The sequence below is a fragment of the Roseofilum sp. genome, from assembly GCF_982964205.1.
In genome coordinates this window covers 1-23,472 of the sequence record NZ_CEZBFX010000075.1, presented here as the reverse complement: position 1 = coordinate 23,472, position 23,472 = coordinate 1, and the positions used below count along the sequence as shown (strand labels likewise).

21 protein-coding genes and 5 tRNA genes are annotated in these 23,472 nt (G+C 46.0%); 9 read left to right on the top strand and 17 right to left on the bottom strand.

Annotated elements, in window-relative coordinates; all coding sequences use genetic code 11:
* The coding region (locus AC3A14_RS16895; protein ID WP_487779072.1) for a hypothetical protein at window positions 1-573 on the bottom strand (573 nt) is incomplete at its 3' end.
* Between the two features lie 26 nt (window positions 574-599).
* On the opposite strand from AC3A14_RS16895, the gene AC3A14_RS16890 reads away from it, so the two are divergent.
* Window positions 600-911, top strand: coding sequence for a hypothetical protein (locus AC3A14_RS16890; RefSeq protein WP_318733236.1), 312 nt, complete (start codon window positions 600-602; stop codon window positions 909-911).
* 61 nt (window positions 912-972) lie between these two features.
* On the opposite strand, the gene AC3A14_RS16885 is transcribed toward AC3A14_RS16890, so the two are convergent.
* From AC3A14_RS16885 to rarD, 4 genes are all read right to left on the bottom strand, one after another.
* The gene (locus AC3A14_RS16885; RefSeq protein WP_487779073.1) at window positions 973-6,648 is read right to left on the bottom strand and encodes an alpha-2-macroglobulin family protein; all 5,676 of its coding nucleotides are present in this window, start codon (window positions 6,646-6,648) and stop codon (window positions 973-975) included.
* A gap of 267 nt (window positions 6,649-6,915) precedes the next feature.
* Window positions 6,916-7,428, bottom strand: coding sequence for a pyroglutamyl-peptidase I family protein (locus tag AC3A14_RS16880; RefSeq protein WP_318733234.1), 513 nt, complete (start codon window positions 7,426-7,428; stop codon window positions 6,916-6,918).
* 37 nt (window positions 7,429-7,465) lie between these two features.
* Window positions 7,466-7,657: a hypothetical protein gene (locus AC3A14_RS16875; protein WP_318733233.1), complete on the bottom strand. Its 192-nt coding sequence runs from the start codon at window positions 7,655-7,657 to the stop codon at window positions 7,466-7,468.
* A gap of 67 nt (window positions 7,658-7,724) precedes the next feature.
* The gene (rarD, locus tag AC3A14_RS16870; RefSeq protein ID WP_318733232.1) at window positions 7,725-8,621 is read right to left on the bottom strand and encodes an EamA family transporter RarD; all 897 of its coding nucleotides are present in this window, start codon (window positions 8,619-8,621) and stop codon (window positions 7,725-7,727) included.
* A gap of 179 nt (window positions 8,622-8,800) precedes the next feature.
* Here rarD and AC3A14_RS16865 point away from each other — a divergent pair, with 179 nt between their 5' ends.
* Genes AC3A14_RS16865 through AC3A14_RS16855 form a run of 3 tightly spaced genes read left to right on the top strand, consistent with a single transcriptional unit; the run spans window position 8,801 to window position 11,450 of the window.
* Window positions 8,801-9,694 (top strand): alpha/beta fold hydrolase, encoded by an 894-nt coding sequence (locus tag AC3A14_RS16865; RefSeq protein WP_318733231.1) that lies wholly within the window; start codon window positions 8,801-8,803, stop codon window positions 9,692-9,694.
* A 12-nt stretch (window positions 9,695-9,706) separates the two neighbouring features.
* Window positions 9,707-10,636: a glycerophosphodiester phosphodiesterase family protein gene (locus AC3A14_RS16860; protein ID WP_318700375.1), complete on the top strand. Its 930-nt coding sequence runs from the start codon at window positions 9,707-9,709 to the stop codon at window positions 10,634-10,636.
* 28 nt (window positions 10,637-10,664) lie between these two features.
* The gene (locus tag AC3A14_RS16855) at window positions 10,665-11,450 is read left to right on the top strand and encodes an Rpn family recombination-promoting nuclease/putative transposase (RefSeq protein WP_318733230.1); all 786 of its coding nucleotides are present in this window, start codon (window positions 10,665-10,667) and stop codon (window positions 11,448-11,450) included.
* 78 nt (window positions 11,451-11,528) lie between these two features.
* On the opposite strand, the gene pheT is transcribed toward AC3A14_RS16855, so the two are convergent.
* The 3 genes from pheT to AC3A14_RS16840 all read right to left on the bottom strand — a co-directional run bounded on the left by pheT (window position 11,529) and on the right by AC3A14_RS16840 (window position 15,290).
* Window positions 11,529-14,132 (bottom strand): phenylalanine--tRNA ligase subunit beta, encoded by a 2,604-nt coding sequence (gene pheT, locus AC3A14_RS16850; protein WP_318733229.1) that lies wholly within the window; start codon window positions 14,130-14,132, stop codon window positions 11,529-11,531.
* Window positions 14,133-14,259: 127 nt separating this feature from the next.
* Window positions 14,260-14,832, bottom strand: coding sequence for a PIN domain-containing protein (locus AC3A14_RS16845; RefSeq protein WP_318733228.1), 573 nt, complete (start codon window positions 14,830-14,832; stop codon window positions 14,260-14,262).
* A gap of 2 nt (window positions 14,833-14,834) precedes the next feature.
* Window positions 14,835-15,290 carry a helix-turn-helix domain-containing protein gene (locus AC3A14_RS16840; protein WP_318733227.1) on the bottom strand — a complete coding sequence of 152 codons (456 nt, stop codon included), beginning with the start codon at window positions 15,288-15,290 and terminating at the stop codon, window positions 14,835-14,837.
* A gap of 159 nt (window positions 15,291-15,449) precedes the next feature.
* Here AC3A14_RS16840 and AC3A14_RS16835 point away from each other — a divergent pair, with 159 nt between their 5' ends.
* Window positions 15,450-15,692 (top strand): hypothetical protein, encoded by a 243-nt coding sequence (locus tag AC3A14_RS16835; protein ID WP_318733226.1) that lies wholly within the window; start codon window positions 15,450-15,452, stop codon window positions 15,690-15,692.
* A gap of 140 nt (window positions 15,693-15,832) precedes the next feature.
* On the opposite strand, the gene AC3A14_RS16830 is transcribed toward AC3A14_RS16835, so the two are convergent.
* Window positions 15,833-16,051, bottom strand: a complete 219-nt coding sequence (locus tag AC3A14_RS16830) for a hypothetical protein (protein ID WP_318733225.1) — start codon at window positions 16,049-16,051, stop codon at window positions 15,833-15,835.
* A gap of 245 nt (window positions 16,052-16,296) precedes the next feature.
* Here AC3A14_RS16830 and AC3A14_RS16825 point away from each other — a divergent pair, with 245 nt between their 5' ends.
* The 3 genes from AC3A14_RS16825 to folE all read left to right on the top strand — a co-directional run bounded on the left by AC3A14_RS16825 (window position 16,297) and on the right by folE (window position 19,663).
* Entirely contained in the window at window positions 16,297-17,661 is a 1,365-nt protein-coding gene (locus AC3A14_RS16825) for a helix-turn-helix domain-containing protein (protein WP_487779071.1), read from the top strand.
* Window positions 17,662-17,780: 119 nt separating this feature from the next.
* Window positions 17,781-18,845: a CobW family GTP-binding protein gene (locus AC3A14_RS16820; RefSeq protein ID WP_318733223.1), complete on the top strand. Its 1,065-nt coding sequence runs from the start codon at window positions 17,781-17,783 to the stop codon at window positions 18,843-18,845.
* A 167-nt stretch (window positions 18,846-19,012) separates the two neighbouring features.
* Window positions 19,013-19,663: a GTP cyclohydrolase I FolE gene (gene folE / locus AC3A14_RS16815; protein ID WP_318733222.1), complete on the top strand. Its 651-nt coding sequence runs from the start codon at window positions 19,013-19,015 to the stop codon at window positions 19,661-19,663.
* A 36-nt stretch (window positions 19,664-19,699) separates the two neighbouring features.
* Here folE and AC3A14_RS16810 read toward each other — a convergent pair whose 3' ends face one another.
* Together AC3A14_RS16810 and AC3A14_RS16805 are read right to left on the bottom strand one after the other, a co-directional pair.
* Window positions 19,700-20,035 (bottom strand): XisI protein, encoded by a 336-nt coding sequence (locus tag AC3A14_RS16810; RefSeq protein WP_318733221.1) that lies wholly within the window; start codon window positions 20,033-20,035, stop codon window positions 19,700-19,702.
* Window positions 20,023-20,214: a hypothetical protein gene (locus AC3A14_RS16805; RefSeq protein ID WP_318735369.1), complete on the bottom strand. Its 192-nt coding sequence runs from the start codon at window positions 20,212-20,214 to the stop codon at window positions 20,023-20,025. Before AC3A14_RS16805 ends, AC3A14_RS16810 begins: the two co-directional genes overlap by 13 nt.
* A gap of 163 nt (window positions 20,215-20,377) precedes the next feature.
* Between AC3A14_RS16805 and AC3A14_RS16800 the strand changes: the two genes are divergently transcribed.
* Window positions 20,378-22,054: a M14 family metallopeptidase gene (locus AC3A14_RS16800; protein WP_318733219.1), complete on the top strand. Its 1,677-nt coding sequence runs from the start codon at window positions 20,378-20,380 to the stop codon at window positions 22,052-22,054.
* Here AC3A14_RS16800 and AC3A14_RS16795 read toward each other — a convergent pair.
* The 6 genes from AC3A14_RS16795 to AC3A14_RS16770 all read right to left on the bottom strand — a co-directional run bounded on the left by AC3A14_RS16795 (window position 22,041) and on the right by AC3A14_RS16770 (window position 23,267).
* Window positions 22,041-22,682, bottom strand: coding sequence for a GNAT family N-acetyltransferase (locus AC3A14_RS16795; RefSeq protein ID WP_318733218.1), 642 nt, complete (start codon window positions 22,680-22,682; stop codon window positions 22,041-22,043). The two genes, AC3A14_RS16800 and AC3A14_RS16795, sit on opposite strands and share 14 nt — an antisense overlap.
* Window positions 22,683-22,809: 127 nt before the next feature.
* Window positions 22,810-22,886: transfer RNA gene (locus AC3A14_RS16790), tRNA-Lys, on the bottom strand.
* 17 nt (window positions 22,887-22,903) lie between these two features.
* Window positions 22,904-22,976: transfer RNA gene (locus AC3A14_RS16785), tRNA-Gln, on the bottom strand.
* A gap of 62 nt (window positions 22,977-23,038) precedes the next feature.
* Window positions 23,039-23,111: transfer RNA gene (locus AC3A14_RS16780), tRNA-Glu, on the bottom strand.
* A 3-nt stretch (window positions 23,112-23,114) separates the two neighbouring features.
* Window positions 23,115-23,188 (bottom strand) — tRNA-Trp (locus tag AC3A14_RS16775).
* Between the two features lie 3 nt (window positions 23,189-23,191).
* Window positions 23,192-23,267 (bottom strand) — tRNA-Ile (locus tag AC3A14_RS16770).
* Between the last annotated feature and the right edge of the window lie 205 nt (window positions 23,268-23,472).

Genomic DNA, 23,472 nt, shown 5'->3' with positions numbered 1-23,472 from the left:
CCAAAAATTCCACTTCAGATGACCGAATGAGCGAAGCGCTCCCGTTTCCTGTTCAATGACTGAAAGGTCTATTTTCTCCAACTCAACGGAGAAACCACCATGCCAAGAAGTAGTGTAGGTAAAAAGGTAGTCCAGCATAAAGCTCGCTATAGTGGGTGACCACTGACCCGCTTCAACAAAACGAGGCTTGGGTGATTCAAAATCGAGATAATAGAGATAAACTGAAGGATCTTCAAGGTCAAAATCGGAATACTTAACCGCCCAGCTCATATCTTGTTCAGCTTGACACAGAATTTGATAAGATTCGCAATCTCTCATCCTTGCAACTTCAAGAGAGTCCCGAAATGTGAACCCAAAGGGTTCAAGTTGCCAGGAAGATTGGGCAAATCCTAGCCAATTTCGCAAAGCGATCGGTACTTTTCTGTGAAGTTCGCTCTCAATCTTTTTAATGGTTTCATCCACTCGATCGCGCTGGAAATCAAGGCAGAACATTTCTGAGATTAGGCGATCGATCTTAAACCATTGGGTTACGCAATCATCAAGGTCTGATGGGTAGGGATCGGTTTGTGGCATTTTCTGATTAGAAATATGGAGGAGAAATGAATTCAAATGTTCTTAAAGAAACTTGGTGGCTTGCCGATACAGAATTTCCAGATTTACTTTGGGCACGTATCCAAGTATATGAAGATGGAACGGCTGAAATGTTATCCGCAACAGGATATAGATACAAGTATAAAAGTGAAGAGGAAGCAAACTCAGAATTATTCCAAGATGATTATCTACCTTTCCATTCTCTTGATGAAGAGGATGAGGAAGAATTAGGAATCCCCCTATCCTCAATTCAAATTCCCTCTGGTGAGAGTGACGATGAGATAATACAAAAAATGTATGTTAAGCGATCGCTTCTTTGACCAAGGAATGGGAATTACAGACAACAATAGAATAAGGATTTCAGCTTATCCAAAACTCAGGTTAATTACTACTGATGAGCAACGTAGACGATGCATTGCGGCCAAACTCCTCTGGAGCATATTGTAAATGAGCTTCGGCTCCCGGCCAAAGATAGGAACCGGGGGTAACCGATCGCGCCAAATAATGAACCTCATAGATCCCAGGGGTGAGGCGATCGCCATAAGCCACCACTCGGTCTTTATACACCTGTTGGTAATCAATTTCCCAGCTATCAGCATCTGCTTGAATGGCTCGGTTGGCCGTCTCAAACTCTGTATTTACCGCCTCAAAACCCGCCGGGAGAGGATCGGTAATCACCACATGATCTACAGGGCGATCGGTAATAATTTCTAAGCCCACGTCAAACACTTGACCAGCTTTTACCTCAAAAGGTCGCTCTAGATCGTAGAGTCCCGTCGTTCGCAACACCTCATCCTCATTCGCTCGGCGCACCTGACGCACTACTCGCAGACCATTTAAGCGTCCCGGTTGCTCGCCGGTTAAGCGATAGCCATAGGACACTAAGTAATGCAGATTTCCATCGCCAGATTTTTCTAACACCAGATCGCTATTTCCCTTGGGCAACTGAGCCATGGGGACGCTCAAATTCCAGGTGGAATTCTGATAGCCTTGAAACTGAGTCTGGCCCAGATTTTCGCCAGCGAAGGTGACTCCAACACCAAAATTGGGGGGCGTGCTTTCGGTTTGCGCGTAAGCGACCAAAGCATCAAGGGCCTGGGCATTATTATAAGTACTGCCCCAAGTGCCATTACGACGCAAAGAGAGAAGACTGGTTAACAAGCGTCCCGTTTCTGCGGGAGAAGCATCTTGAGCAATGAACAGGCGCAAGGCTTCTGCTTGAGCCATGGTTGCAGAAGATAACCATTGATAGCGTTCCGGTAAATTTACCGTTGCACTGCGTCCCGTCTGATAGATGGACTCGCGAATTTGATTAAACAGGCTTTGGCTCTCTGTCCTCCATTCAGGGAAATTGGACAAATAGCGAGCTAATTTAATCTGCGTCACCGGATCGAATTCAGTCCGGACGCTGTAGATATCTGAGAGGAACTCATTTCGCACATCTCCCCACGCAGCTAAGGCGATCAGGGTTTCTAGGCGCAGGGTATTCTTACAGAGAGCAGAGGTACAGAAATCCTCATTTTCGGGGTCGGCTAACAGGTCTCGCAGATAGGATTTGAGTGGGTCAACTTGGATACCGTCCGGGGAAAATCCTGCATTCGAGGCTTGGGCGATCGCCTCGGCCATGTAGGGCGTAAGATAAGGGTTAGACTGGCGAACTCCTGGATAGCTACTAAATCCGCCATCTTCTCGTTGCAGACTGGCGAGTTGATTGAGAGCTTCACTGGTTTTTTGGGGGAGGTTAAAGGCATTCGCCGCTTGCCCATATTGACGGCTTAAGCGTTGCAAACTGGCTGCAATAAGCAATTGACTCGCCATAGGTTCAGCAAACGGGAGGGGGTTGTCGGCAAACACCTGTTGAGCCGGGGCGAGAATTTGGGGGATTAAGGTACTGGCGAGGTTAATGTCTAATCCTCCTGTATCTATTGCCGTATCGGGAGCTACATTCACCGGTAGCGTGACCGTATTGGTGCTGGTTCCCGACTCAATCACACGCTCAGTGATTTGTAGGGGTTTAACCTCTAAGGGGACTTCAAAGGCATCCACAGGTTCACCATTAAAATTAGTTGCAAAAGTCACTGTCGCTGTCCCTGCTTCCTTGACCGCCAGAGGGAACCGTTCGCCGAGGGTTCCCTCGTTCACTCTCACTTGGCGGGAGTCCATACTGTTGTTGGTAGATTCAAAGGTTAACCCTCCCGTTACAGAGCCAATAATGTCTATTTTACCGGTCTTTTCCGTGGTATTGGTGATGGAAAGACCGGCATTGATCCGATCGCCAGGTCGGACAAATTGGGGCAAAATGGGATTAGTGAGGATCGGCTGACTGGTGATAAAGGTGGTTTCTCCATTGCCGAAGCGCAGATTACCATCTTTGGCAACCACCATCACCCGCCAGGTAGTTAGGTCATCGGGTAAAGTAAACGTGACGCTGGCTTGTCCTTGGTTATTGGTGAGGACAGAACTGTTGTAATAGGCTAGGGGTTGGAAGTCTCGACGGGTGCGGGTGTCGGCTCCTCCGGCAGAAAATCCACCGCCATACCCCCAACCTTTAGCTAAGGGAGAGGCTTGGGGTTGCAAGACGACATCGGGACGGTTATCGCTAAACCGGGTGGAAATGGGTTGCTCGGCGTATACGGTGTCGAGGAGGTTGGGGGCGCGATAGCCACTCAGTTGTAAGATGGCTTCGTTGACGACCATGACGGTGAGTTCTCCCGCTACTGGCGAACCTGTATTATCCCTGAGTTGCAGTTGTAGGGTTTGGGATTGTCCCGGTTGCAGTTGGGCATTGGATGGGCTAACGTCAACGGTAAGAAGGCGATCGCTCAAATCAATCTGAAAAGGCGCAAACCCGATTTTGACCAAGTTATCTAGGTTCTCGGTTGCTGCTGCCTCCAACGACTCTCCTTGACGCACCAAAACTGCCTCAAATGCGGCATTGGGTAACATCTCTGGCGTGACTTCAAACTGCACTTGAGGGGCCCCGCCTTGAACCGGTTGCAGGGCTTGGAACAGGGGTTTATCGCGGACAATGGCAAAGTAGAGTTGCCCTTGTTCGTAGGGAGATTGGATGAGCGCAGTTGCTGTATCTCCCGGTTTGTAGGTCTCTTTGTCCAGTTTAATTTCTAGTTTATCTTCATCAGCTCGACCCCAACGTACGCCACTGCCTCCCGTCGCCCAAATTTGCAAGTCTGTGGCAGTGGCACTCTTTTGACTTCCCGCAAAGTTAGCGCGGATGCGATAGGAACCGGAGTCCGGGGGCGTGAGTTCAGCCGTGGTGGGGGTTTGATCGGATCTGACAGTGGTTTCGCCAACGGTTTCATACTCGACTTGGGTGCGATCGCTCCGTCCCCCTTCGACTACACGGGTTACGCTAGAATAGGTCATTTTCTGTAACTCTAGTCTCACCCGCTCTCCTGCTTTGGCATTGCCTTGAGCATCCGTAACTACCACTTCCACAGGAAATGCTTGCCCCGCATCCGCTACAAAGTTACTCTTTAAACCAATGACATTGGCACTGGGTAATACCGTCAGGATTTGCGAATCACTCACCGACAAGTTCGACACATCAGAGACCGATACATCCACTTGATAGGTCATTGGATAAGGTAGATCCCGATCTAAGGTAAACCGCTGTATTCCTGCGCCCCCATCATCTAGGGTTTTCCGAGTTTGCAACACTTCTGTTTCTACGACTGGCGCTTCTTCCGGCCAAAACCACTGGGGGCCAAAACTATACCCTTGCCACTGCTGGGGCGTAAACTGGGTTTGCCCACGAGTGACATAATATTCGGCATTGCCACCAATGACGGGAGCGCCAAATAAATAAGTACTGCTCGTTGTCGCCGAGATAGAATCACCGGGTTGCGCTACTTCTTGATTTAAGCCAACTTCGACCTTAAAGTTCGGTGGCTTAAATTCAGCCACCTGAAAGTTACCGGTTAAGGTTATTCCAGAACCTTGAGCGCGAATCACATATTCGCCGATTTCCTGAGTGGGTTCTAAGGGAAACTCAACCGAAAACGTACCAAATTGATTGGTTTGATAGGTTCCCAAGTCCGTTTCATTGCCTTTGGGGTATTGAAGTTCTACCCGATAATTGGCTCGCGCGTCTGTTTTTAGGTCTCCTTTTTCCAGATAGTAGGCTACTCCAGTAAACGCGGCTTTTTCTCCCGGTTGATAGAGCTGGCGATCGGAAAAAATTGTCCCCCTCGAAACGGGTTTTGTGTCTTCCCAATCGGCATAAATCCCATATCCATAAGCCCCACTATAGGATTCAGTGCGCGTAAACGCCCAATCTTCACCTTCTTTGGCAATTACGAGCAATTCTGGTGCTTCGGAAAAACGGCTGCCTCCCATACAAGTTCGCAAGTCTTGGGCGGTTAATTGTAGTAATCCTAAATTGTCCGTTTTTCCCCTGGCGCAAGCTTGGGATGTTGGTCTCGATTTTGCTCCTAATTTCGATGGATAAATCTCCACCGTAGCGCCAGGAACAGCTTGCCCATTATCCAGGTGATTCACGCGCACTAAACCCGACTCTGGAAACCATTGGGCAAATACACCCAAGTTTGTCAGTTCAACTAAGCCGTAATATTTGGGCGTATTCCATCGCCGTTCCCCATTGTCTTCATAGGGATTGGTTCTCGCTTTCACGCCATAGGCTAAGAGTCCCGATTCACCGCCTAATTCGGATTTTAAGTTGACTGAATTAATAATCGTTTGATTTTGTTTGCCCGAAACTTTATAGGATTTCCATTGACGATCTGGAGGTAAAATATCATTGCCATTTCCCTGGGGATAGGCGGAATCCACATAGACTAAATCTGTCGGTTCCAGGCGACGAAATGCGGCTTGATACCCCCCATCGGGAAGGTTAACAGTGGAAATATCCAGTTGTAGATTTTGAGTATTGGGTAAAATATTTAATCCGGTTTGTACCCAGAGGTCTGCGGCTACATTGCCGGTTTCATATTGCAAGGTTACTGGATTTTCAAGCTTCTGTCCGAATTGATCCTCTAAGTCCGCGCCAATGGTAATCGTATAATTCGTATCGGGTTCTAAGGCCCAAGGATTAAGCTGGATCAAATGGGGTTCATAGGTGAGTTGAACCAAGCCTGGTGCGTTTGGTGGAGGAGGGGGATTAATGCTAATATTATTAACAGCAGATTCGGCCACCAAGGGATTATTAAATCTCAGTTGGGGACTCCCTTTAACAAAGCGTCCATAGGTTCCACCTGGTCCTGGTTGTCCGGTTGCTTCGAGTTCGTCGAAGTTGAGGGAATTGTAGGTTTTAAATTGACTGGAAAAGGGGATTTCACTGGCTAAGTTACCGTTCGCGGGTTGCAGTCCGGCGGAAATTTCTAGGCTGTAGGGGGTATTTTTTTCGAGTTGTTTTTCGGGCGTAATCGTGTAATCGTACTGTTGTTGGGAGGGATCGAAGGCGGTTTGCGGAGTATTGCGATTGCTGTTTTCATCCAGGGCAATGTTTAGGGGAATGTCGCGATCGCTACCCGCAGACACTAACCGGGTATGTTCGGCTAAGGAATTGAGGTCTAAAGCTACATTAGAGGTGAATTTCAGTTGGGGCTGAATATCCACTGTTTCCGGTTCCCCATTGCGATCGATTGTCGTTCCGGGGAGGTTGGAGAGCTGAATGGGAGGAGTGTTAAATGTCCAGGCAAAATCTCGGTCTAATTCATGGTTGTTGAGGTCTTTTAAGCCTTGTTTGAGCGTTACTTGCACCCGGGTGGCTAAGGGGAGGGCGCGATCGGCTTGAAACCCAACCATTCGAGGGGTTAAAAAGCGAAAAGTTCCTGGTATTCTCGGCGTAATTTCAAATTTATTCAGCAGGTTTTGTTGTTGGGGAGAGTCGAGACTTTCCAGAGGAATGAGAGGATCGGTGAAAATAACATTAATTTGATTGAGGGGTTTAGCTTCTTCGGTGGGGTTAATGTTCTCGATCCAAGTCGGAGGAGTCGCTAAGGGAAGGGGCGAAACGCTTGGAAGGGGTTGAGTTCCGGATCGCACTCCAGCCAATCTACATCCCGTTAGTGTCAGCATAAACAGCAAGATGAATACTAACACCCTATGTTGACGGTAATACTGGCCAACGGCACGATGCAATTGGCGCAGGTGTCTCATTCCGAGCATGGAGCGATGACGGGACATTTTCTCTTCCTTCACTGAATCTAATCTTGTCTTACCTGATGAGGGCAGAGTTTGGGAAGAGCTTGTAGATATACTTTACAATCTGTGACTTCATGTTAGGGGAGGAGGCAATAGGATAAACTCGCTTTTAAACGCTCCAAAAAATGCTGTAGGAAGATTTTATTGGCATTCCAAGCGATGCAGAATCTCTACAAAAGAGTTGATGATTGGCTGTTCATTGTCTGGATGGAGAATCGGAACATGGATAAATAGAGCGCGAGTGGGGAGATTAAGGGTGTTAATCTCCTGTAGGACTCCATAGTATAGATCTTCACAGACAAATCGCCCCGCATAATCGCTAATGTAAACCCAATCCAGGCCTCTAATCAGCAGTTCAAGGTCGATCGCTGGTCGTAAAATTTTATCCTTTTGTGTTGCATTCGATTCAATACTGAGGCGATCGCGTTTTTCTGCCATTCCACAACACAGCACCCAAGCGGGCTGAGTGCTGTGCAAATGAAATAGGGTTTGGGCGATCGCCGGTTGGGAGTCCACAGGCAGCTTTCTGAGTAACGATAACCGTTCTGGATAGGGATAAGATTGACCTATTTGTTCGAGGAGATCGTCCGAGGAATTACTATTCTGGTGAGGTTTCCAGGTTGTAAATGAGGTTAACAGAAAGGGTATAATCATCAAATCGGCTATTCACTACAGGGAATTGACCAGATAATCACTTAAAGTTTTCAATAATTTTTGGTGTCTTTCCGATGATATTTTGCCAGAGGTTTAACCAAGATTCTTGTTCGTCTGATTGTTCTGGAATAACCGTGATAATTAGTTTAGTATTAGGTTCGAGTTTATAGGGTTTATCGAGTTGAATTGATTTCCCATCAAAATGCGCTGATAAGGAAACAACATTCATAATGACACCTATTATAAAGATCTTTTGTCTCCCTAGCTTATCAGGAAACGGGTTCAAAATCAATGATTCAGGATTCACGAGCTTTCGATGCTCCCACGATCTGAAATAGGGAATTGATGGAATAAATGACTAGGGCTGCCCAAATGAATCCAAAGGAGATGACATGGGTGCGAGTGAAGGGTTCATGGTAGACAAAAACCGCTAAAATGAGTTGACAAGTTGGACCGATATATTGCAGAAAGCCTAGGGTTGAGAGGTGCAATTTTTGGGCAGCTAAATTAAACCAAATTAAGGGTAAAGAGGTAACTATGCCACAACCAATAAATAGGAGAGTAACCGGTAAGGAAAGACCAAAGTTACCGGAGCCAATTTTTGCCCAATGCAGAATTAGAGCAAGGGCAATAGGGGTCATTAGTAGGGTTTCAATGGTTAATCCTGGTATGGCTTGGAGGGCTGCAACTTTACGGATAAGACCGTATAATCCAAACGTGAGAGTTAACCCGATCGCAATCAAGGGCACTTGTCCGAGTTCCCAGATCAGATTCCCGACTCCGACAATAGCAAGGATGACGGCAATCAGTTTCCAAATATTGAGCCGCTCTCCCAGAAAGACACAGCCGAGAAAAATACTAAAGAGGGGATTAATAAAATACCCTAAACTCGCTTCCAAAACGCGATCGGTATTCACCCCATAGATATAAATGCCCCAGTTTAGGGAGATCAGGGCAGCCGTACCGACTAAGATTGCCAAAGTTTTCGGCGATCGCCATAAGCGCTTTATTTCGATCAATCGCTTCTGTATCGTCAACACCCCCAATAGCAAGAGTGCTGACCAAATCATCCGATGACAGAGGATTTCAACCGCAGGTACAGATCCAAACAATTTCCAGTATAGGGGAAATAGACCCCACGCTCCATAGGCCAAAACGGCATAGAGAATTCCGAGATTAAACTTGATTGACATGCCCAGGAGGTAATGGGTAAATGGGTAATGGAGAATGGGTATGGCAATGCTGAACCCAAGTCACCTAACCAGAATATTCTAGACGCGCTACGATGCTAAGGCTAGCGATCGGTCAACTAATTGTTGAATGAATAACTTATTCTCCTGTCCACCCTGCTAAAGTTTTTTATGTGAAATCTGTGAATCAATCCATTGGGGCACAACGTACTTGGGTATGGCGAGGATGGCGTATTCGCTACACTTATATTCGCAGTTTATCGCGCTTGGAGGCAATTCCCATTGTGTTGTTACATGGGTTTGGCTCTAGTTTTGCCCAATGGCGCTATAACCTCAAGCCCCTAAGTGAGTCGCATTCGGTTTATGCTTTAGATTTATTGGGGTTTGGTGCGTCTCAAAAGGCTCCAGAGCGCTATGGATCGCCGTTATGGATGGCTCAAGTGTATGAATTTTGGCGCAAGTGGATTAAGCGCCCGGTAATTTTAGCAGGGCATTCTTTGGGGGGTTCGGTGGCACTGGCGATCGCCGATACTTATCCAGAAATGGTACAAGGGTTAGTGTTGTTTACCGTTCCCCCTTCCCGCGAAGAGTTATATCAATCTAAAGTACAAGCGAGTCTGGCTTCCCTAGAAGGAGTCCTAACGCCCCGGTTTCTGCTGACTCCCCTATTTCATCTCCTGTTTTATCCCCCTTTATTAGTGCCCTTTGTGCGTCAAGGGTTGCGATCGGTTTATGTGAATAAGGATCTGGTGGATGAGCAGCTAGTGGAAAGTTTTGCGACACCGCCCCAAGATCCCGGATCGGTGGATGTTCTCTCTCGCTTGTTCTTATCGAAAAATAATCGGGAGTATACCCCCCATGTGGGGCGAGTGTTTCCCCAGCTTAAAATGCCGGTCTTGCTCGTTTGGGGAAAGCAAGACCCCATTTTTTCGATTCGACAAGCTCGCGAGCTTGTCGTGCAAAATTCCCAGGCTCAGTTGGTGGAGATTGAACAAGCGGGGCATTGTGTTTATGATGAACAACCGCAACAGGTGAATCAAGCCTTGTTAGAGTGGATTGAGGAAATTACAGGGTAGGGGATTTTTAGCATGTCAAAACCAGCGATCATTGCCCATCGGGGAGCGAGCGGATATCGCCCAGAGCATACACTAGCGGCTTATGAGTTGGCGATCGCCCAAGGTGCAGAGGCTATAGAATTAGATATTGTCCCCACTAAAGACGGCGAGTTAGTGGTGCGCCATGATTCCGAGTTAAGCCAAACCACCGATATCATTACCCATCGAGAATTATCCCATTATCGAACGACTAAAACTATCTATGGACAAACTTTAGAGGGCTGGTTTACCGAAGATTTAACGCGGGCAGAAATCAAAACCTTACAAGCAAAAGAACCCTTCAGTTTTCGCTCCTCTGATTATGATTTCCAGTTTCCCATTTTAACCCTATCTGAAGTTTTGGACTGGCATCAAGTCACCCAACAGAAAGTACAACGCCCGATCGATCTCTATATAGAAATCAAGCATTCCCATTATTTTCGCAGCCTAGGCTTATCCATTGAAGAGCCATTAATCGAATTGCTTCAAGCACAAGGTTATCAGTTTTCCACTGACCCCATTTTAATTCTGTCCTTTGAAATTGAAAACTTGCAATATTTGCGCTCTTTAACCAACTTGCGGCTGATTCAACTGATGGCACAAGCTGAGGATCGACCCTACGATCGTATGGTGCAAGGCGATCCAGTTACCTATCAGGACTTACTGAGTTTACCCCAATTGACCCAAATCACCCAATATGCCAATGGTCTAGGATTACAGAAACAACTATTGTGGTCAAACGGTAGACAAACTTTAGTCGATCGATGCCACAATCTGAATTTAACGGTTAATGTCTGGACATTTCGCCAGGAACCCCAGTTTGTTTTACCCGATTTTTCCGGAGATTGGCAACAAGAACTGCAAGCATTTATAAACTTGGGGATTGATGGTTTAGTTACCGACTTTCCAGATATCGATCTCTGATTAAAGCATCCTCAAGTGTCAGCCGCCCATGAAAACCGACACCCTGTTCTACAAAATATTCCAAGATTTCCCCCAATTCTTCTTTGAATTGTGCGGACTCCCCTCGAGTACCGCTAACCTCTACACCTTCACCTCCGTTGAAGTTAAGCAACTGGCTTTTCGCTTAGATGGACTATTTCTCCCCAGCACTCCTAACCCAGAACTCCCCTTTTACCTCGCCGAAGTTCAATTTCAACCGGATGAGACTCTCTACTATCGACTCTTTAGCGAACTGTTCCTCTACCTGAAACAATACCAACCTCCCCACCCTTGGCAAGTTGTCGTTATTTACCCCAACCGCAACATCGAACGGGAAAATACTTTGCACTTTGCCAACCAACTGCTGCTTCCCCAAGTTACGCGCATTTACCTGAATGAACTGCCCCAAAACTCCCTAGGGTTGGGCGTGCTTAAGCTAATAATAGAGAAAGAACAGACAGCACCCCAATTGGCGAAGAGGCTGATTGAACAAACCAAAAGCCAATTGAGCGCACAAAAGGTACAGCAAAACCTGATTGATTTGATTGAAACGATTATTGTTTATAAATTACCGCAAAAAAGCCGGGAGGAAATAGAAGCCATGCTAGGACTTAGCGATATCAAACAAACCAAAGTTTATCAAGAAGCCTTTACCGAAGGGGAACAAGAAGGCAAGTTACAAGCGATTCCTCGCATGTTCAGCTATGGACTGCGTGCGGAGGCGATCGCCGAATTACTCGACTTACCCCTAGAAACGGTTACCGAAACTCTTGCTAATCTAAATCAGCAGGACTGAACGGGCGTTGTAGCGTTTTAGCACTCTGAACATTTTGGTGCTAAAGCGCTACAACGAATCGAGTCTTCTAAAACCTCATTAACTTCTGAGGGTGACGCTAAATTTCTCGACTAGAGCATCGCGTACCTGTTGATGGATGGGTTCGACATCAGTATCGGCTAAGGTGCGATCGCCTGCTCGATACACCAGACGAAAGGCTAAAGATCGCTGTCCATCTGGCACATTTTCGCCCTGATATCGATCGAACAGCTCCACAGATTCCAATAATGAAGAACCTTTCGGTTGTCCTTTCGCTGCTGCTTTTACCATCGCTTTCTCAATTTCTGCCACAGAAATTTGGCGATCGGCAAAGAAGGCTAAATCGCGATCGCTTCCCGGATAAGTGGAATAGCCTTTATAAATGGGTTGTAGCTTTTCATCTTGCTCCAGAGTCGCCAAAATCACCTCTAAATCCAGTTCAAAAGCATACACCTCATCTGGTATTTCCAACTCCTGACACAACTGGGGATGGAGCTGTCCAAACGTTCCTAACCGTTCCCCTTGTAGCCATAAGGAAGCCGTTCTACCTGGATGGAATCGCTTATCTTGTTGATTCGGTTGATACTCAACCTGGGTTTGGGTAATTCCTGAACTGGGTAAAATCCCTCCGGGTGTGGATAATCCAACGCGCTCAAACACCGCTTCTAGCAATCCTTTGGCTTCATACCAGCTTAGGGTGGCGGCTTTTCCTCCCCGAATCCAGTTGCCCACACTAGAAGCACTGATGATACCGGCAACAGAATCGGCTTCCATGAGTCCATCTTCCTCATTCCAGAAGATGCGGCCAATTTCAAACCCATTCAGGGGGCCATTACCTTGTTCTAAATTGTACTGAAAGGCCAGAATCAGGCTCGATAATAACTCAGTGCGTAGGGTAGAGTATTCCGTAAACAAGGGATTGGCGATCGCCACCTGAGTTGAATCCGCCGAAAGTAAACTGTCCTGACGCAGATGACTCAACCCATAGGAATAATGCATCACTTCCGTTAAGCCAACTCCTCGCAGAGCTTCCCGTAACTGCCGTACAATCGACTCATCAGCCGGTAGATATCCCGGTTCGGATTGGGCGGGTAGGGTTTCGCAGAAATTATCATAACCGTACAAGCGAGCAATCTCTTCAATGAGATCGATTTCCCGCTCTAAATCCCGGTAGCGATAGGGAGGAATAGTCACCATCCAACTGAGGGAATCTGCTGAAGGATCTTGGGCTTCCAGAGTACAGCCCAAAGCGGTTAAAATCCGTTGCACATCTTCCGGCAGAAGTTCCCCTTCTTGGGGTTCCTCTTTCGTTTCTCCAGGATTCGCTAACGGAGAACCTAATACTTGTTTGACGCGATCGAAACGCAGAGAAATTTGCCGTCCTCCGGTTTGGCGCTCTCCTCGAAAATCAGCTATCTCGCCAGCTACCACCTCACCAGAAGCCAACTGTTGCAACAATTGAATTGCCCGTGCCGCAGCAACATCCAACTCTGCCGGGTTTACTCCGCGCTCGTACCGTGCTGAAGCTTCCGTTCGCAGTCCTTGGGAGCGAGCCGAACGGCGAGTAGCGATGGGAGTAAATAGGGCAGTTTCGAGTAAAATGCGGGTGGTTTCGTCATGGACTTCTGTGGATTCTCCCCCCATTACCCCGGCTAAAGCTACGGGTTGATCGTTAGCGGTAATTACCAGCGTATCAGACTGGCCGCTCTTAGCAGCACAGAGTTCGCGAGATTGGCCATCCAGGGTAACTAAAGTTTCTCCAGCTTGGGCAAAGCGGACTCCAATGGTAGGCGATTGGCTACCAGTGACGGTTAAGAGGCGATCGTAATCGAACGCATGGAGCGGTTGCCCCCATTCCAGCAACACATAATTGGTGATATCCACCACATTATTAATCGGACGCACCCCCGAAGCCACCAAGCGCTGTTGTAGCCAAGCCGGAGAAGGCATCAGTTGCAGTCCTTCAATCACTGTACCGATATAAACTGGACAAGGATAGCGATCGCTTCCCCTTCCCTGACTATTCTGCTCATCAAGCTTCACAACCACCTTTCCATTCTGCCCTGGGGGAGAAAATGGCTCCAGATTTGGCAATTTCAGAGTTGCTCCCGTTAGCGCCGCCACTTCCCTCGCAATACCCACCAAACTCAGAGCATCCGCTCGGTTAGCCGTCGAAGTCAGATCCAAAATCACATCATCTAAACCCAACAGGGGACGCACATCAGCCCCCAGGGTTAAGTCTTCTTGGGTAAAAATATGAATCCCTGCCGATTCTTTTTCCAGTCCCAATTCCGACAGAGAGCAAATCATGCCGTAAGACTTCACTCCCCGCAGTTTCGCCGGTTTAATTTTTAAGTCGATTTGGCTTAGATAGGTTCCCACCACCGCCACCGGTACGCGAATACCCTGGCGAGCATTGGAAGCTCCACAAACAATATTGAGGGGTTCCTCAGCGCCAACGTTGACTTGGCAAACTTGAAGCTTATTGGCATTGGGGTGGGGCGCAGCTTCCACAATTTCACCAATAACAACTCCATCAGCCCAAGTGCGGCGGTCTTCAATGTCTTCTACTTCAAAGCCTGCCATGGTCAAAGTATGAGCGAGTTCATCGGCAGACAGGGTAATATCGACAAGTTCTTGCAGCCAGTTCAGTGAGATACGCATGGATGGGGGTTTGTTCTCTAATAGTCTCTCTCAATCCTTTATTTATTGTGCGCTCCGAAAGGCCCCTTTGCCAAGATGGGCGAGTCAGGACAAGAGAATGGGTTCATCCTTAACTCAATAAAACCATCTAGAGTAGCTCTGCATAATCTCTTAAAAGAGCTACTGTCTCAGTCAGTCCTTGTTGCTCAAAAGTGCCCAGTAGTTCTTCAACAGTACGTGGATTTCTTTTCAATCGCGCTCTCATATCACGTATTGTCGCACAAACCAGACCAGGAGATAAATCCAGAAGATCGGCGACAAATTGATCGGGATGTTGAGGTTCTATTTGATATTTTTCCTGAACGAGGGGGTTGGGAAAGTCCTTGAGATTCTTCGTGACAATTACATCCGCCCCCGCTCGTATTGCTGCTGCTAGAACATGCCGATCGCCATCATCTGGAAGTTCAAGCAAAGGGATCAAATCTTCAAAATTAGTTACCAGACAATCTTGGACTGCAGCATCCATAAGAGTGCGAGTGCGTTCCAGAGATTCTCGTTGCAAGTCTGGTCGATTCTTCAGCAGATTCTCTATCCATTCTTGATGAATCATATGACTCCAGCGAGCGCGAACCAGACCCGTTCCAGCCAAGCTAACCAAGAGATCTCTAAGCGGTGCTGGGTAGAGGACACAAGCATCGTAGAGGGCGGTGAAATCTGCCAAGGTTAATACCCCAAGTCTAACTCTTCTGCTTGAGCCGTAAGTTCTTCAAGAGCTGCTTTTTGAGACTGTTCAACCTTCTTTTTATAGTTCATCAGTTCCTCAAATAAAATTTGCCGATGCCGACCAACTTTGCGGTGAGGAATTTCATTTTTGTTGATGAGATCTATGAGAAATGGACGGGAGACATTGAGTAGGTCAGCAGCTTGCTGGATACTTAACTCAGCATTGACGGGGATAATGGTGACTGCTTTACCCAGGGCCATCTGTTCGAGAATATCGAGAAGGAGTCGAACTGCTGTTGGCGGAAGAGTCAGTTCTCTCTCAATGTCATCATCACTGGTTACTGTCAGTTGTAATGGCTTTTGATTGGGAATTAGAGTCGCAAATGTCCTGCTGGCCTCTCTGGCTATCCGTGCTTCTTCAGCAGTGGGAATCGTGGTTGATTGATTAATGCTCATAGCAAACCTCCCATAGTAGCCCTCTCTTGTTACATCTAGTCTACCTACAGTTGTGATTTAATGCTACTGAGCATTTTGTTGTGAGCATAACCCAATTTCTGGGCAATAGGGTGTGATAAAATATCACCCCAAGAGGGATAAACTGAGGAAAATTCATCGATGCAAATTACCATCAACTTACCGCCAGACCTAGAACAAGACCTCATCCGTCAAGCGGAGCAATCTAATCTTGCCCTATCGACCTTAATTCTGCAAGTATTACGCCACAGGATCGAAACGTCAACAATTTCATCTTGCCAATGGCCAGAGGCGATCTTATCCTATCAAGGAGTCCCTGATTTTCCGGCTTTCGATTCCTATCGAGATGAACTGCTTCCCCCTCACGAACAGGAACTATTTTGATGCAATATCTTCTTGATATTTTTCCTTCTATTACTATTTACAAAATCTGTAGGGGCGAACGGCTGTTCGCCCCTACATGCTTTAATAGCAAAGAACAGGTTTTGTTATTCTGTTGTCACAGCATATACTGTTAACTCAACTTAACCAACATCTCCACCATCATCACCATCACCTCCCAAAGCAGTGCCAGCTATAGCTCCTAGTTTTGCACCAGCAACTGCTCCAGGTGGGCCCATAGTTATGAGACCCCTAATTCCTACAATTGCTGCACCTACCGCTGCTCTTACAGTGTATCTTACGGCTGACTTTCCTGCCTCTTCTGCTAATTCTCTGCCATAACTCTTTTCTTTCTTGCTCATAGTCTTACCTCCAGTTTGTCAATCTATAGAACTTCAATAAAATTGAAGCCATGATGAAACGCAGCGCTGCAAGCTATACTCTTACTATGTCTTAATCACTATGGATTTGTCCACTTTAAAAAAGTGCTATTTTGCACCTAAAAACTGGCTAGATGAAACCCTTTTTGTAGGAAAATGTATGGAAATGTTCCCCAATCCTTCAAAAAAGTGATATGCTATACCAAACATTCCCTTGATAGACTCTCATGGATATTGAGAAAATGTTACAATTTGCTGAGAGAGCCGTTGACGAAATTGTGTTTACAAACAGAGGTAGGCACATGGACGATCTAGAGAAAGCTGTACTTCGAGGCACTCTAAGGCGAAAAACATACAAAGAAATTGCCAAAGAACTTGAATGCTCTGATAGCCATTTGAGAGAAGTAGGATCGGAATTGTGGAAAATAATTTCAGAAGAATTAGGAGACAAGATCAGTAAATCAAATTTGCGTTCTGAATTGGAAAAACTTCAAGTCTCGATATGCTCCAGCGATTGTGTACAACAGATAGACTCGGTTATTTATTCTGGAGAACCAAGGGATAATTCAGGTGTATCACCAAAATCTAACTGTCAACGTCACGATTTAAGTCAAATGCCAGAATTGGGTGCATTCTACGATCGCGCCTCTGAACTCGACACGCTCAAAACCTGGATATTACAAGAGCAATGTCGTATCATCGCGCTCATGGGTATCAGTGGCATTGGCAAAACGCAACTCGCACGGCAACTCGTCGAGCAGATCCAATCTGAATTTGAATCTGTGATTTGGCGCAGTCTCGAACATGCTCCCCCGTTTGCTCAGTTAGAAGCGGACTTCATCCAAGTCTTCTGTTCTCCTCAACCTGAAGATGCTTCTGCTGAGAAGAAAAAAGAATTACCCCTAATTCAATATTTACAAAAACATCGCTGCTTGATTATATTGGATGACATCCACAACTTATGTTGTCCTGGAGAACTGGCAGGAAAATATAAACCCGGTTACGAACCGTATAAATCCTTCTTCCGGAAAATCAGAACTTTACCCCATCAAAGCTGCTTGATTCTCATGGGTTGGGAACACCCTAGAGACTGTCTTCCTCTGAAGAAGCACTCCTCTGGGGTTGGCACGATGCAATTAAAGGGTTTAGATCCGTTATCAACGGAAGCTTTGCTCAGGGAGACTGAGCTAGAGAATAGAGAACAGTGGCAAATGTTGAATCTCTATGAAGGGAATCCATTCTGGCTGAAAAGTGTGGTTTTTCAGATTCAAGAACTAGAGATTGAGCCAACGAATATATCATCCGAACATAGCTTATTATTACCTGAAAATGTGAAGGATAATTTACAGGAACAATTCGATCGATTATCCCCCCAAGAACAGCAAGTGCTTCATCTGTTGGCGCAAGCTGAGGAACCGGTTAACTTAGGGCAGTTGCTGCAAAATCAGACGATTGAAGCCTCCAACTCGATCAATGCGCTCCATTCTTTGTGCGATCGCTCCTTAATTGAACGGAAAAACAAGCGCTATAGTGTTTCACCTGCGATCAAACAGGCACTTCATCTCCATGATTCCCAAAAGAAGGGATATTAGCCTATCACGTGGGTTGCTCGCGCTTGCAAAGATGCTCTGTGCTGGCTCAGTCCAACCACCTTGGGTATTTTGTGGTATCATCCTATTGGCGAGAATGATTATCATTTTACTTTCAATCTATGACCCTTACATCCAGCGACATCACTCGATCGCCAATTGAGATTCCCAAGCGAGGGATGCCAGTTACCATCATCACGGGGTTCTTGGGCAGTGGAAAAACCACCCTAGTCAATCAAATTCTCAGCAATCGTCAAGATTTGAAAGTCGCCGTACTGGTGAATGAATTTGGCGATATTGATATCGATAGCCAACTTCTGGTTTCTATCGATGAAGAGATGGTGCAACTGAGCAATGGCTGCATTTGCTGCACCATTAATGATGACTTAGTGCAGGCAGTTTACAACGTCTTAGAAAACAGCGATCGCATTGACTATATGGTGATTGAAACCACAGGCATCGCCGATCCCCTCCCCATTATGCTGACCTTTCTGGGTACTGAGTTACGAAATCTGACCCATCTTGACTCTGTGATTACCCTAGTAGATGCGTCTGAATTTACTCCAGAGCATTTTGATAGCCAAGCGGCACTTAAACAAATTGCCTATGGGGACATTATTCTACTCAATAAAACCGACTTAATTGCCGTTGAAAAAGTCGAGGAACTCGAAGGTCACATTCGTGCCATGAAAGAAAAGCCTCGCATGATGCGCTGCCAAAATGGAAAAGTGCCTCTGCCCGTAATTTTGGATGTGGGATACAACAATGAAGAATCCTACGCCGATCTCGTCCAAGAAGAGATTGAAAAAAACCAGCTCGATCGCCACGATCCCCACCATCACGATCACAGTCACGATCATCACGATCATGAACACCATCATCATCACTCCGATCATTTGGATAACGATGGATTTGTATCGGTTTCTTATTGCAGCAATCGCCCCTTCTCCCTACGGAAGTTTGAAGAATTCCTTGATACATTACCCCCTAGCGTATTTCGGGCTAAGGGTCTGCTCTGGTTTACCCAAAGTCCCCACAAACACATCTTTCAGCTCTGTGGCAAACGCTGCACTCTCAACGCTGAAGACTGGGATAATATAGCCCCTAGTAACAAACTAGTGGTCATTGGGCGGCATATCAACAGCGAGCAAATTCGTAACGAACTAGCCCTCTGTGAAGCATCTTAGTTCCTGGCTAGTGAACTTTCTCCATCGATAGCAGAGAAAGAGTCGGTTAGAACTCCAGTTCAATACTCAAACCCAGCACCCATAACCTATTCCCTAGCGCGTAGCGCTATAGGAGGGCAACCTCCACACAACTCAATTCTCAACTGTCCTTACTCTCCTGAAATTCTATGACTGCCCAAATGCCTGCTCATAACCTATCTGTTGATCAAACCATTGCTGCGATTTCTGCCCAATCTCAGCCACGGGTTTCCCAAGCCGAGATGGAACAAGCCGTGCGAACCTTGTTATTGGGATTGGGAGAAGATCCTGATCGCGAAGGCTTGCGGGATACTCCGAAACGAGTCGTCAAAGCACTCCAATTTCTCACCTCTGGGTATCACCAATCTCTAGATGAATTGCTCAATGGTGCTGTATTTCACGAAGATACCGATGAAATGGTATTAGTCAGAGATATCGATCTCTTTAGCTCCTGCGAACATCACATTTTACCGATCCTAGGGCGTGCCCACATCGCCTATATTCCCAACGGTAAAGTAATTGGTCTTTCCAAAATTGCCCGCATTTGTGAAATGTATGCCCGTCGCCTACAAGTTCAGGAACGGCTCACCCAACAAATTGCGAATGCTCTACAAGGTTTGCTCAAACCCCAAGGCGTGGCTGTCGTCGTGGAATCCACCCATATGTGCATGGTGATGCGGGGGGTACAAAAGCCAGGTTCTTGGACAGTAACCAGTTCTATGCAAGGAATCTTTGCAGAAGATGCCAAAGCCCGCCAAGAGTTTATGAGCTTGATTCGCCACAATCCCTCATTTCACTAAAATCTAAAGCACCTGTCTTAGCGCGATCGCATAAGTTCAATTCACCGCAAATTCCATATAGGGGCGCTGAGTAGGATGATAAAATCCCAAAACAATCTTATTTTTCGGCACACCTAAATCCAGCAAATCATTCACAATACCATCTTCTGTACCATCTCGATGAATCCAAATTTTACCCTCAATGATTTCCATATGTACCAGACAACCATGTACTCGACTATCATTTTGCCATCCCAGGGTTAACAAAATATAATTTCTCTTATCTTTACTAATGATCAATCTTCGTTCTAAATGACCGTAAGAATAAGAGATCTGATAATACTCATTTAAAACTTGATAAATGATCGGATAATAGTATTCTAATGTATCCATGTAACCACCTCTTGGTTGCTCGGATCAAAGACAAGTATAGGGATAGGGAAAGGGAGCTTATGGGGTTCAGGGGCAATTTCCTTGACATCCCCTTCTAGATCTCGTGCTAATTGTTGCTCTTCTACCGTTAAAGGTGACAGGGCATCCGGATAACTTTCCCCTGGTATCTGTAACATCATGTTCCCTCCTCCCCAGGAAATACCGATCAAGATTATACTCAAGATTGACAATCCGATTCAAGTGGATTTGCTCTGCCATCCCCAATTGAGCTTTTTCTTGATCATCTGGATTATTTATCCTAAGATATCCTCAATTATAAAACTATCTCACTCTATTGTCCTGATGACTATTCCGGCGTTTGATTTCAGTCACTATTTCCCCTATCAAGAACTGACAGATTACTTAACCCAGATGGCTCAAGCTTATCCGAATTTGATGCAACTGAAAAGTTTGGGGACAACGGACGAAGGACGAGAAATTTGGTTGGCGACTGTGACCGATCAAACGACAGGAGCAGCTCTTGAAAAACCTGGATATTGGATTGATGCTAATACCCATGCAGCAGAAGTTACAGGTTCGGCAGTCGCTTGTTATATTCTCTATCAGGTTTTAACCCAATATAACCAAGATGCGCAAATCACCCATTTATTACAGAACTATACCCTATATATTTTGCCGAGAATTGCGGTAGATGGGGCAGAAAAATATCTACAAACTCCCTATAATCTACGGTCTAGTACCCGTCTCTATCCGGAATCTGAACAGCAAGATGGTTTATATCCAGAAGATATTAATGGAGATGGATTAATTCTGAATATGCGGATTAAAGATTCCTGCGGAGCTTGGAAGATCTCTGAGGATGATCCGCGCTTAATGATTCATCGGCAACCGGATGAGTTTGGAGGGACTTACTATACCCTAGTCCCAGAAGGTTTAATCCATAATTATAATGGCTATGAATTTAAGATTTCGCCAGCTTTAGAAGGATTGGATTTTAACCGTAATTATCCCTATTATTGGCAACCGGAAGGCGAGCAGAAGGGCGCGGGAGATTTCCCTTTTTCTGAGCCTGAAACTCGTGCAGAAGCAGAGTTTTGGCGCAAACATCGTAATATTAATGGGTTTATGACTTATCATACGTTTGGAGCGCTAATTTTACGCCCTTATAGTACCCATGGAGACGATCATTTGCCGACCGAAGATTTACGCATCTATCAACTGATTGGGAAAAAAGGTAGTGAATTAACAAAATATAAGTGTGTTTCGGTTTATCATGATTTTCGTTATGACCCAAAAACGGTGGTTTATGGGGCAATGGATGATTATGGCTACGATCATTGGGGATGGTTTGGGTTTACGGTAGAACTCTGGGATGCGGCTAAGGAAGCTGGTGTTGAAAAGCAGAATAATATTGAATGGGGACGGGAACATCCAATAGAGGATGATCTGAAAATTCTGCAATGGAATGATGAGTATTTAGAGGGTAAAGGGTTTATTCCTTGGCAAGGTTTTGAACATCCCCAACTGGGAGAGGTGGAGATTGGAGGATGGGATATGAAGAGAATGTGGAAAAATGCACCCGCGAAGGCACTGCCGGAAATCTGCGATCGCCATTTCAAATTCGCGATCGCCCATGCGCTCATGTCTCCCCGGTTATCAGTCGCTCGTAGTGAGGTGAGTCACGAAGGGGCTGATATTTACCGCATAACCGTACAATGGGAAAATTTGGGCTTTTTGCCCACTTACACCAGTAAAAAGGCACTAGAACGGCAAGCAGTGCGTCCTACACGAGTAAAATTAGCTCTATCGGAAGGGGTTACCTTGATTAGTGGGGAGCAAGAGCAGGAAATTGACCCTTTAGAAGGGCGTTCTAATAAATGGTTCAATGCATCTGCAAATGGAACCGACTATCGCACCCATCGCAGTTGGGTCGTGAAGGGAAAAGCCGGGAGTGAGGTGAGGGTAGAGGCGAGCGCCGAACGGGCTGGAACGGCGAGAACTTCAGTTATCCTGAGTTAGAAACCCTAGAAGATATTGATGGCAATTTAACACAAATGCAGCTCTCTCTCTGAGTCAGTACTCCTGCCTGGTTAAGATATTCCATTGTTTGAGTCACGGGTAAAAGAGTAAATCCCACTTTTTGATACAGTTCAACCACATAAGCAAAGTCAGGATCGCAGGTAGTCCTCAAGATATAAGGTGTAGAATCGTCAAAATAAGCAAATACACTTTGTAAAAGCCGTTTAGCTAAACCTAGCTTACGGTAATCCAAGGCGACTCCCACATCAGAAACATACTGGAATTCCTCAATTCTATAGTGTGTTTGCTGACTAAAAAACTCTTGATTTAGCTCAACTTTCTTGCCCTGAAAATCAGCCCAAGTTCCCAGAAACGATAATTCTCTGAATTCTTTGGTCTCAGCTAACGGGAGAGTTGCCATAAAACCGATAGGTCTCTCCTGACAGTAGGCAAGATGCAAACTACCAAAACGAACATATTTTTGAAAATAAAACTCAACGTTTTCACGGACAACATTTTCATTGAATGGAGGAGCTGAAAAACATTCATAAACCGTTTGATAAAGTCCGTTATCCAGAACTTCATTGAGTAAAAGAAGATCGTCAAGCAACTTAATTTGAATATCCATATTTAGGCATCCTCAATATGAGTAACTCTTGTAGAGACAGATAGCGGTTTAGTTTTCCTAGTCAGCTACCTAACTCCAATCTTAGGATAGTAGCGATCGCCTCTTCTTATTCGTCTACAGTAGGATTTGGGTGGTGGTGTAGGAGTTGAACCTACCTGATTCCGGTTAAAAGCCGGATGCATCTACCGCTCTGCCAACCACCCAACCGAAAAATTAATTGACTGCCCCGCCAGGACTTGAACCTGGAATACTTCGCATTCAAAGTGCGAGATGTTGCCATTACACCACAGAGCAAAACATCATACTGGGATAACTGACAACACCCCCACATTACTCATAACTAGCGCAAAGTGCGATAGCCTCAACGGGACTCGAACCCGTGTTTTTCGATAGAAAGTCGAACGTCCTTGGCCGCTAGACGATGGGGCCATTTGGCGCAGGGATGAGGATTTGAACCTCAAATTCTAGTTTTGGAGACTAGAGTGTTGCCGTTACACTATCCCTACATTTGGTGGCAGTGGTGGGAGTTGAACCCACATCAACCAAGTTATGAGCTTGGGGCTTTAACCATTAAGTTACACTGCTACGAGGCTGACGGGATTTGAACCGTAGACCCATTAATTAGCTAACGCTATTTGAATGGCTAGAAGCTTTGCCAAATCTGCCTTGTAGAACCTTGAAAGGAAAATAGGCAGAAAATAGGCAGATGTCTGACACACCTCAAGGGGTGACAAAGAGGCTCGATGGTAGAGAGTGTGAGGGTTTGATGCGGCGATCGGTAAAAGAGTTA

What these genes read in the sequence shown, in the direction of transcription:
- AC3A14_RS16800 (WP_318733219.1), top strand. Translation starts at nt 20,378, where the DNA reads ATGACTATTCCGGCGTTTGATTTCAGTCACTATTTCCCCTATCAAGAA.
- AC3A14_RS16840 (WP_318733227.1), bottom strand. Translation starts at nt 15,290, where the DNA reads ATGAGCATTAATCAATCAACCACGATTCCCACTGCTGAAGAAGCACGG.
- AC3A14_RS16860 (WP_318700375.1), top strand. Translation starts at nt 9,707, where the DNA reads ATGTCAAAACCAGCGATCATTGCCCATCGGGGAGCGAGCGGATATCGC.
- AC3A14_RS16885 (WP_487779073.1), bottom strand. Translation starts at nt 6,648, where the DNA reads ATGCTGACACTAACGGGATGTAGATTGGCTGGAGTGCGATCCGGAACT.
- AC3A14_RS16855 (WP_318733230.1), top strand. Translation starts at nt 10,665, where the DNA reads ATGAAAACCGACACCCTGTTCTACAAAATATTCCAAGATTTCCCCCAA.
- AC3A14_RS16820 (WP_318733223.1), top strand. Translation starts at nt 17,781, where the DNA reads ATGACCCTTACATCCAGCGACATCACTCGATCGCCAATTGAGATTCCC.
- AC3A14_RS16825 (WP_487779071.1), top strand. Translation starts at nt 16,297, where the DNA reads ATGGATATTGAGAAAATGTTACAATTTGCTGAGAGAGCCGTTGACGAA.
- pheT (WP_318733229.1), bottom strand. Translation starts at nt 14,132, where the DNA reads ATGCGTATCTCACTGAACTGGCTGCAAGAACTTGTCGATATTACCCTG.
- AC3A14_RS16875 (WP_318733233.1), bottom strand. Translation starts at nt 7,657, where the DNA reads ATGAATGTTGTTTCCTTATCAGCGCATTTTGATGGGAAATCAATTCAA.
- rarD (WP_318733232.1), bottom strand. Translation starts at nt 8,621, where the DNA reads ATGTCAATCAAGTTTAATCTCGGAATTCTCTATGCCGTTTTGGCCTAT.
- folE (WP_318733222.1), top strand. Translation starts at nt 19,013, where the DNA reads ATGACTGCCCAAATGCCTGCTCATAACCTATCTGTTGATCAAACCATT.
- AC3A14_RS16880 (WP_318733234.1), bottom strand. Translation starts at nt 7,428, where the DNA reads ATGATTATACCCTTTCTGTTAACCTCATTTACAACCTGGAAACCTCAC.
- AC3A14_RS16805 (WP_318735369.1), bottom strand. Translation starts at nt 20,214, where the DNA reads ATGATGTTACAGATACCAGGGGAAAGTTATCCGGATGCCCTGTCACCT.
- AC3A14_RS16830 (WP_318733225.1), bottom strand. Translation starts at nt 16,051, where the DNA reads ATGAGCAAGAAAGAAAAGAGTTATGGCAGAGAATTAGCAGAAGAGGCA.
- AC3A14_RS16835 (WP_318733226.1), top strand. Translation starts at nt 15,450, where the DNA reads ATGCAAATTACCATCAACTTACCGCCAGACCTAGAACAAGACCTCATC.
- AC3A14_RS16810 (WP_318733221.1), bottom strand. Translation starts at nt 20,035, where the DNA reads ATGGATACATTAGAATACTATTATCCGATCATTTATCAAGTTTTAAAT.
- AC3A14_RS16795 (WP_318733218.1), bottom strand. Translation starts at nt 22,682, where the DNA reads ATGGATATTCAAATTAAGTTGCTTGACGATCTTCTTTTACTCAATGAA.
- AC3A14_RS16890 (WP_318733236.1), top strand. Translation starts at nt 600, where the DNA reads ATGAATTCAAATGTTCTTAAAGAAACTTGGTGGCTTGCCGATACAGAA.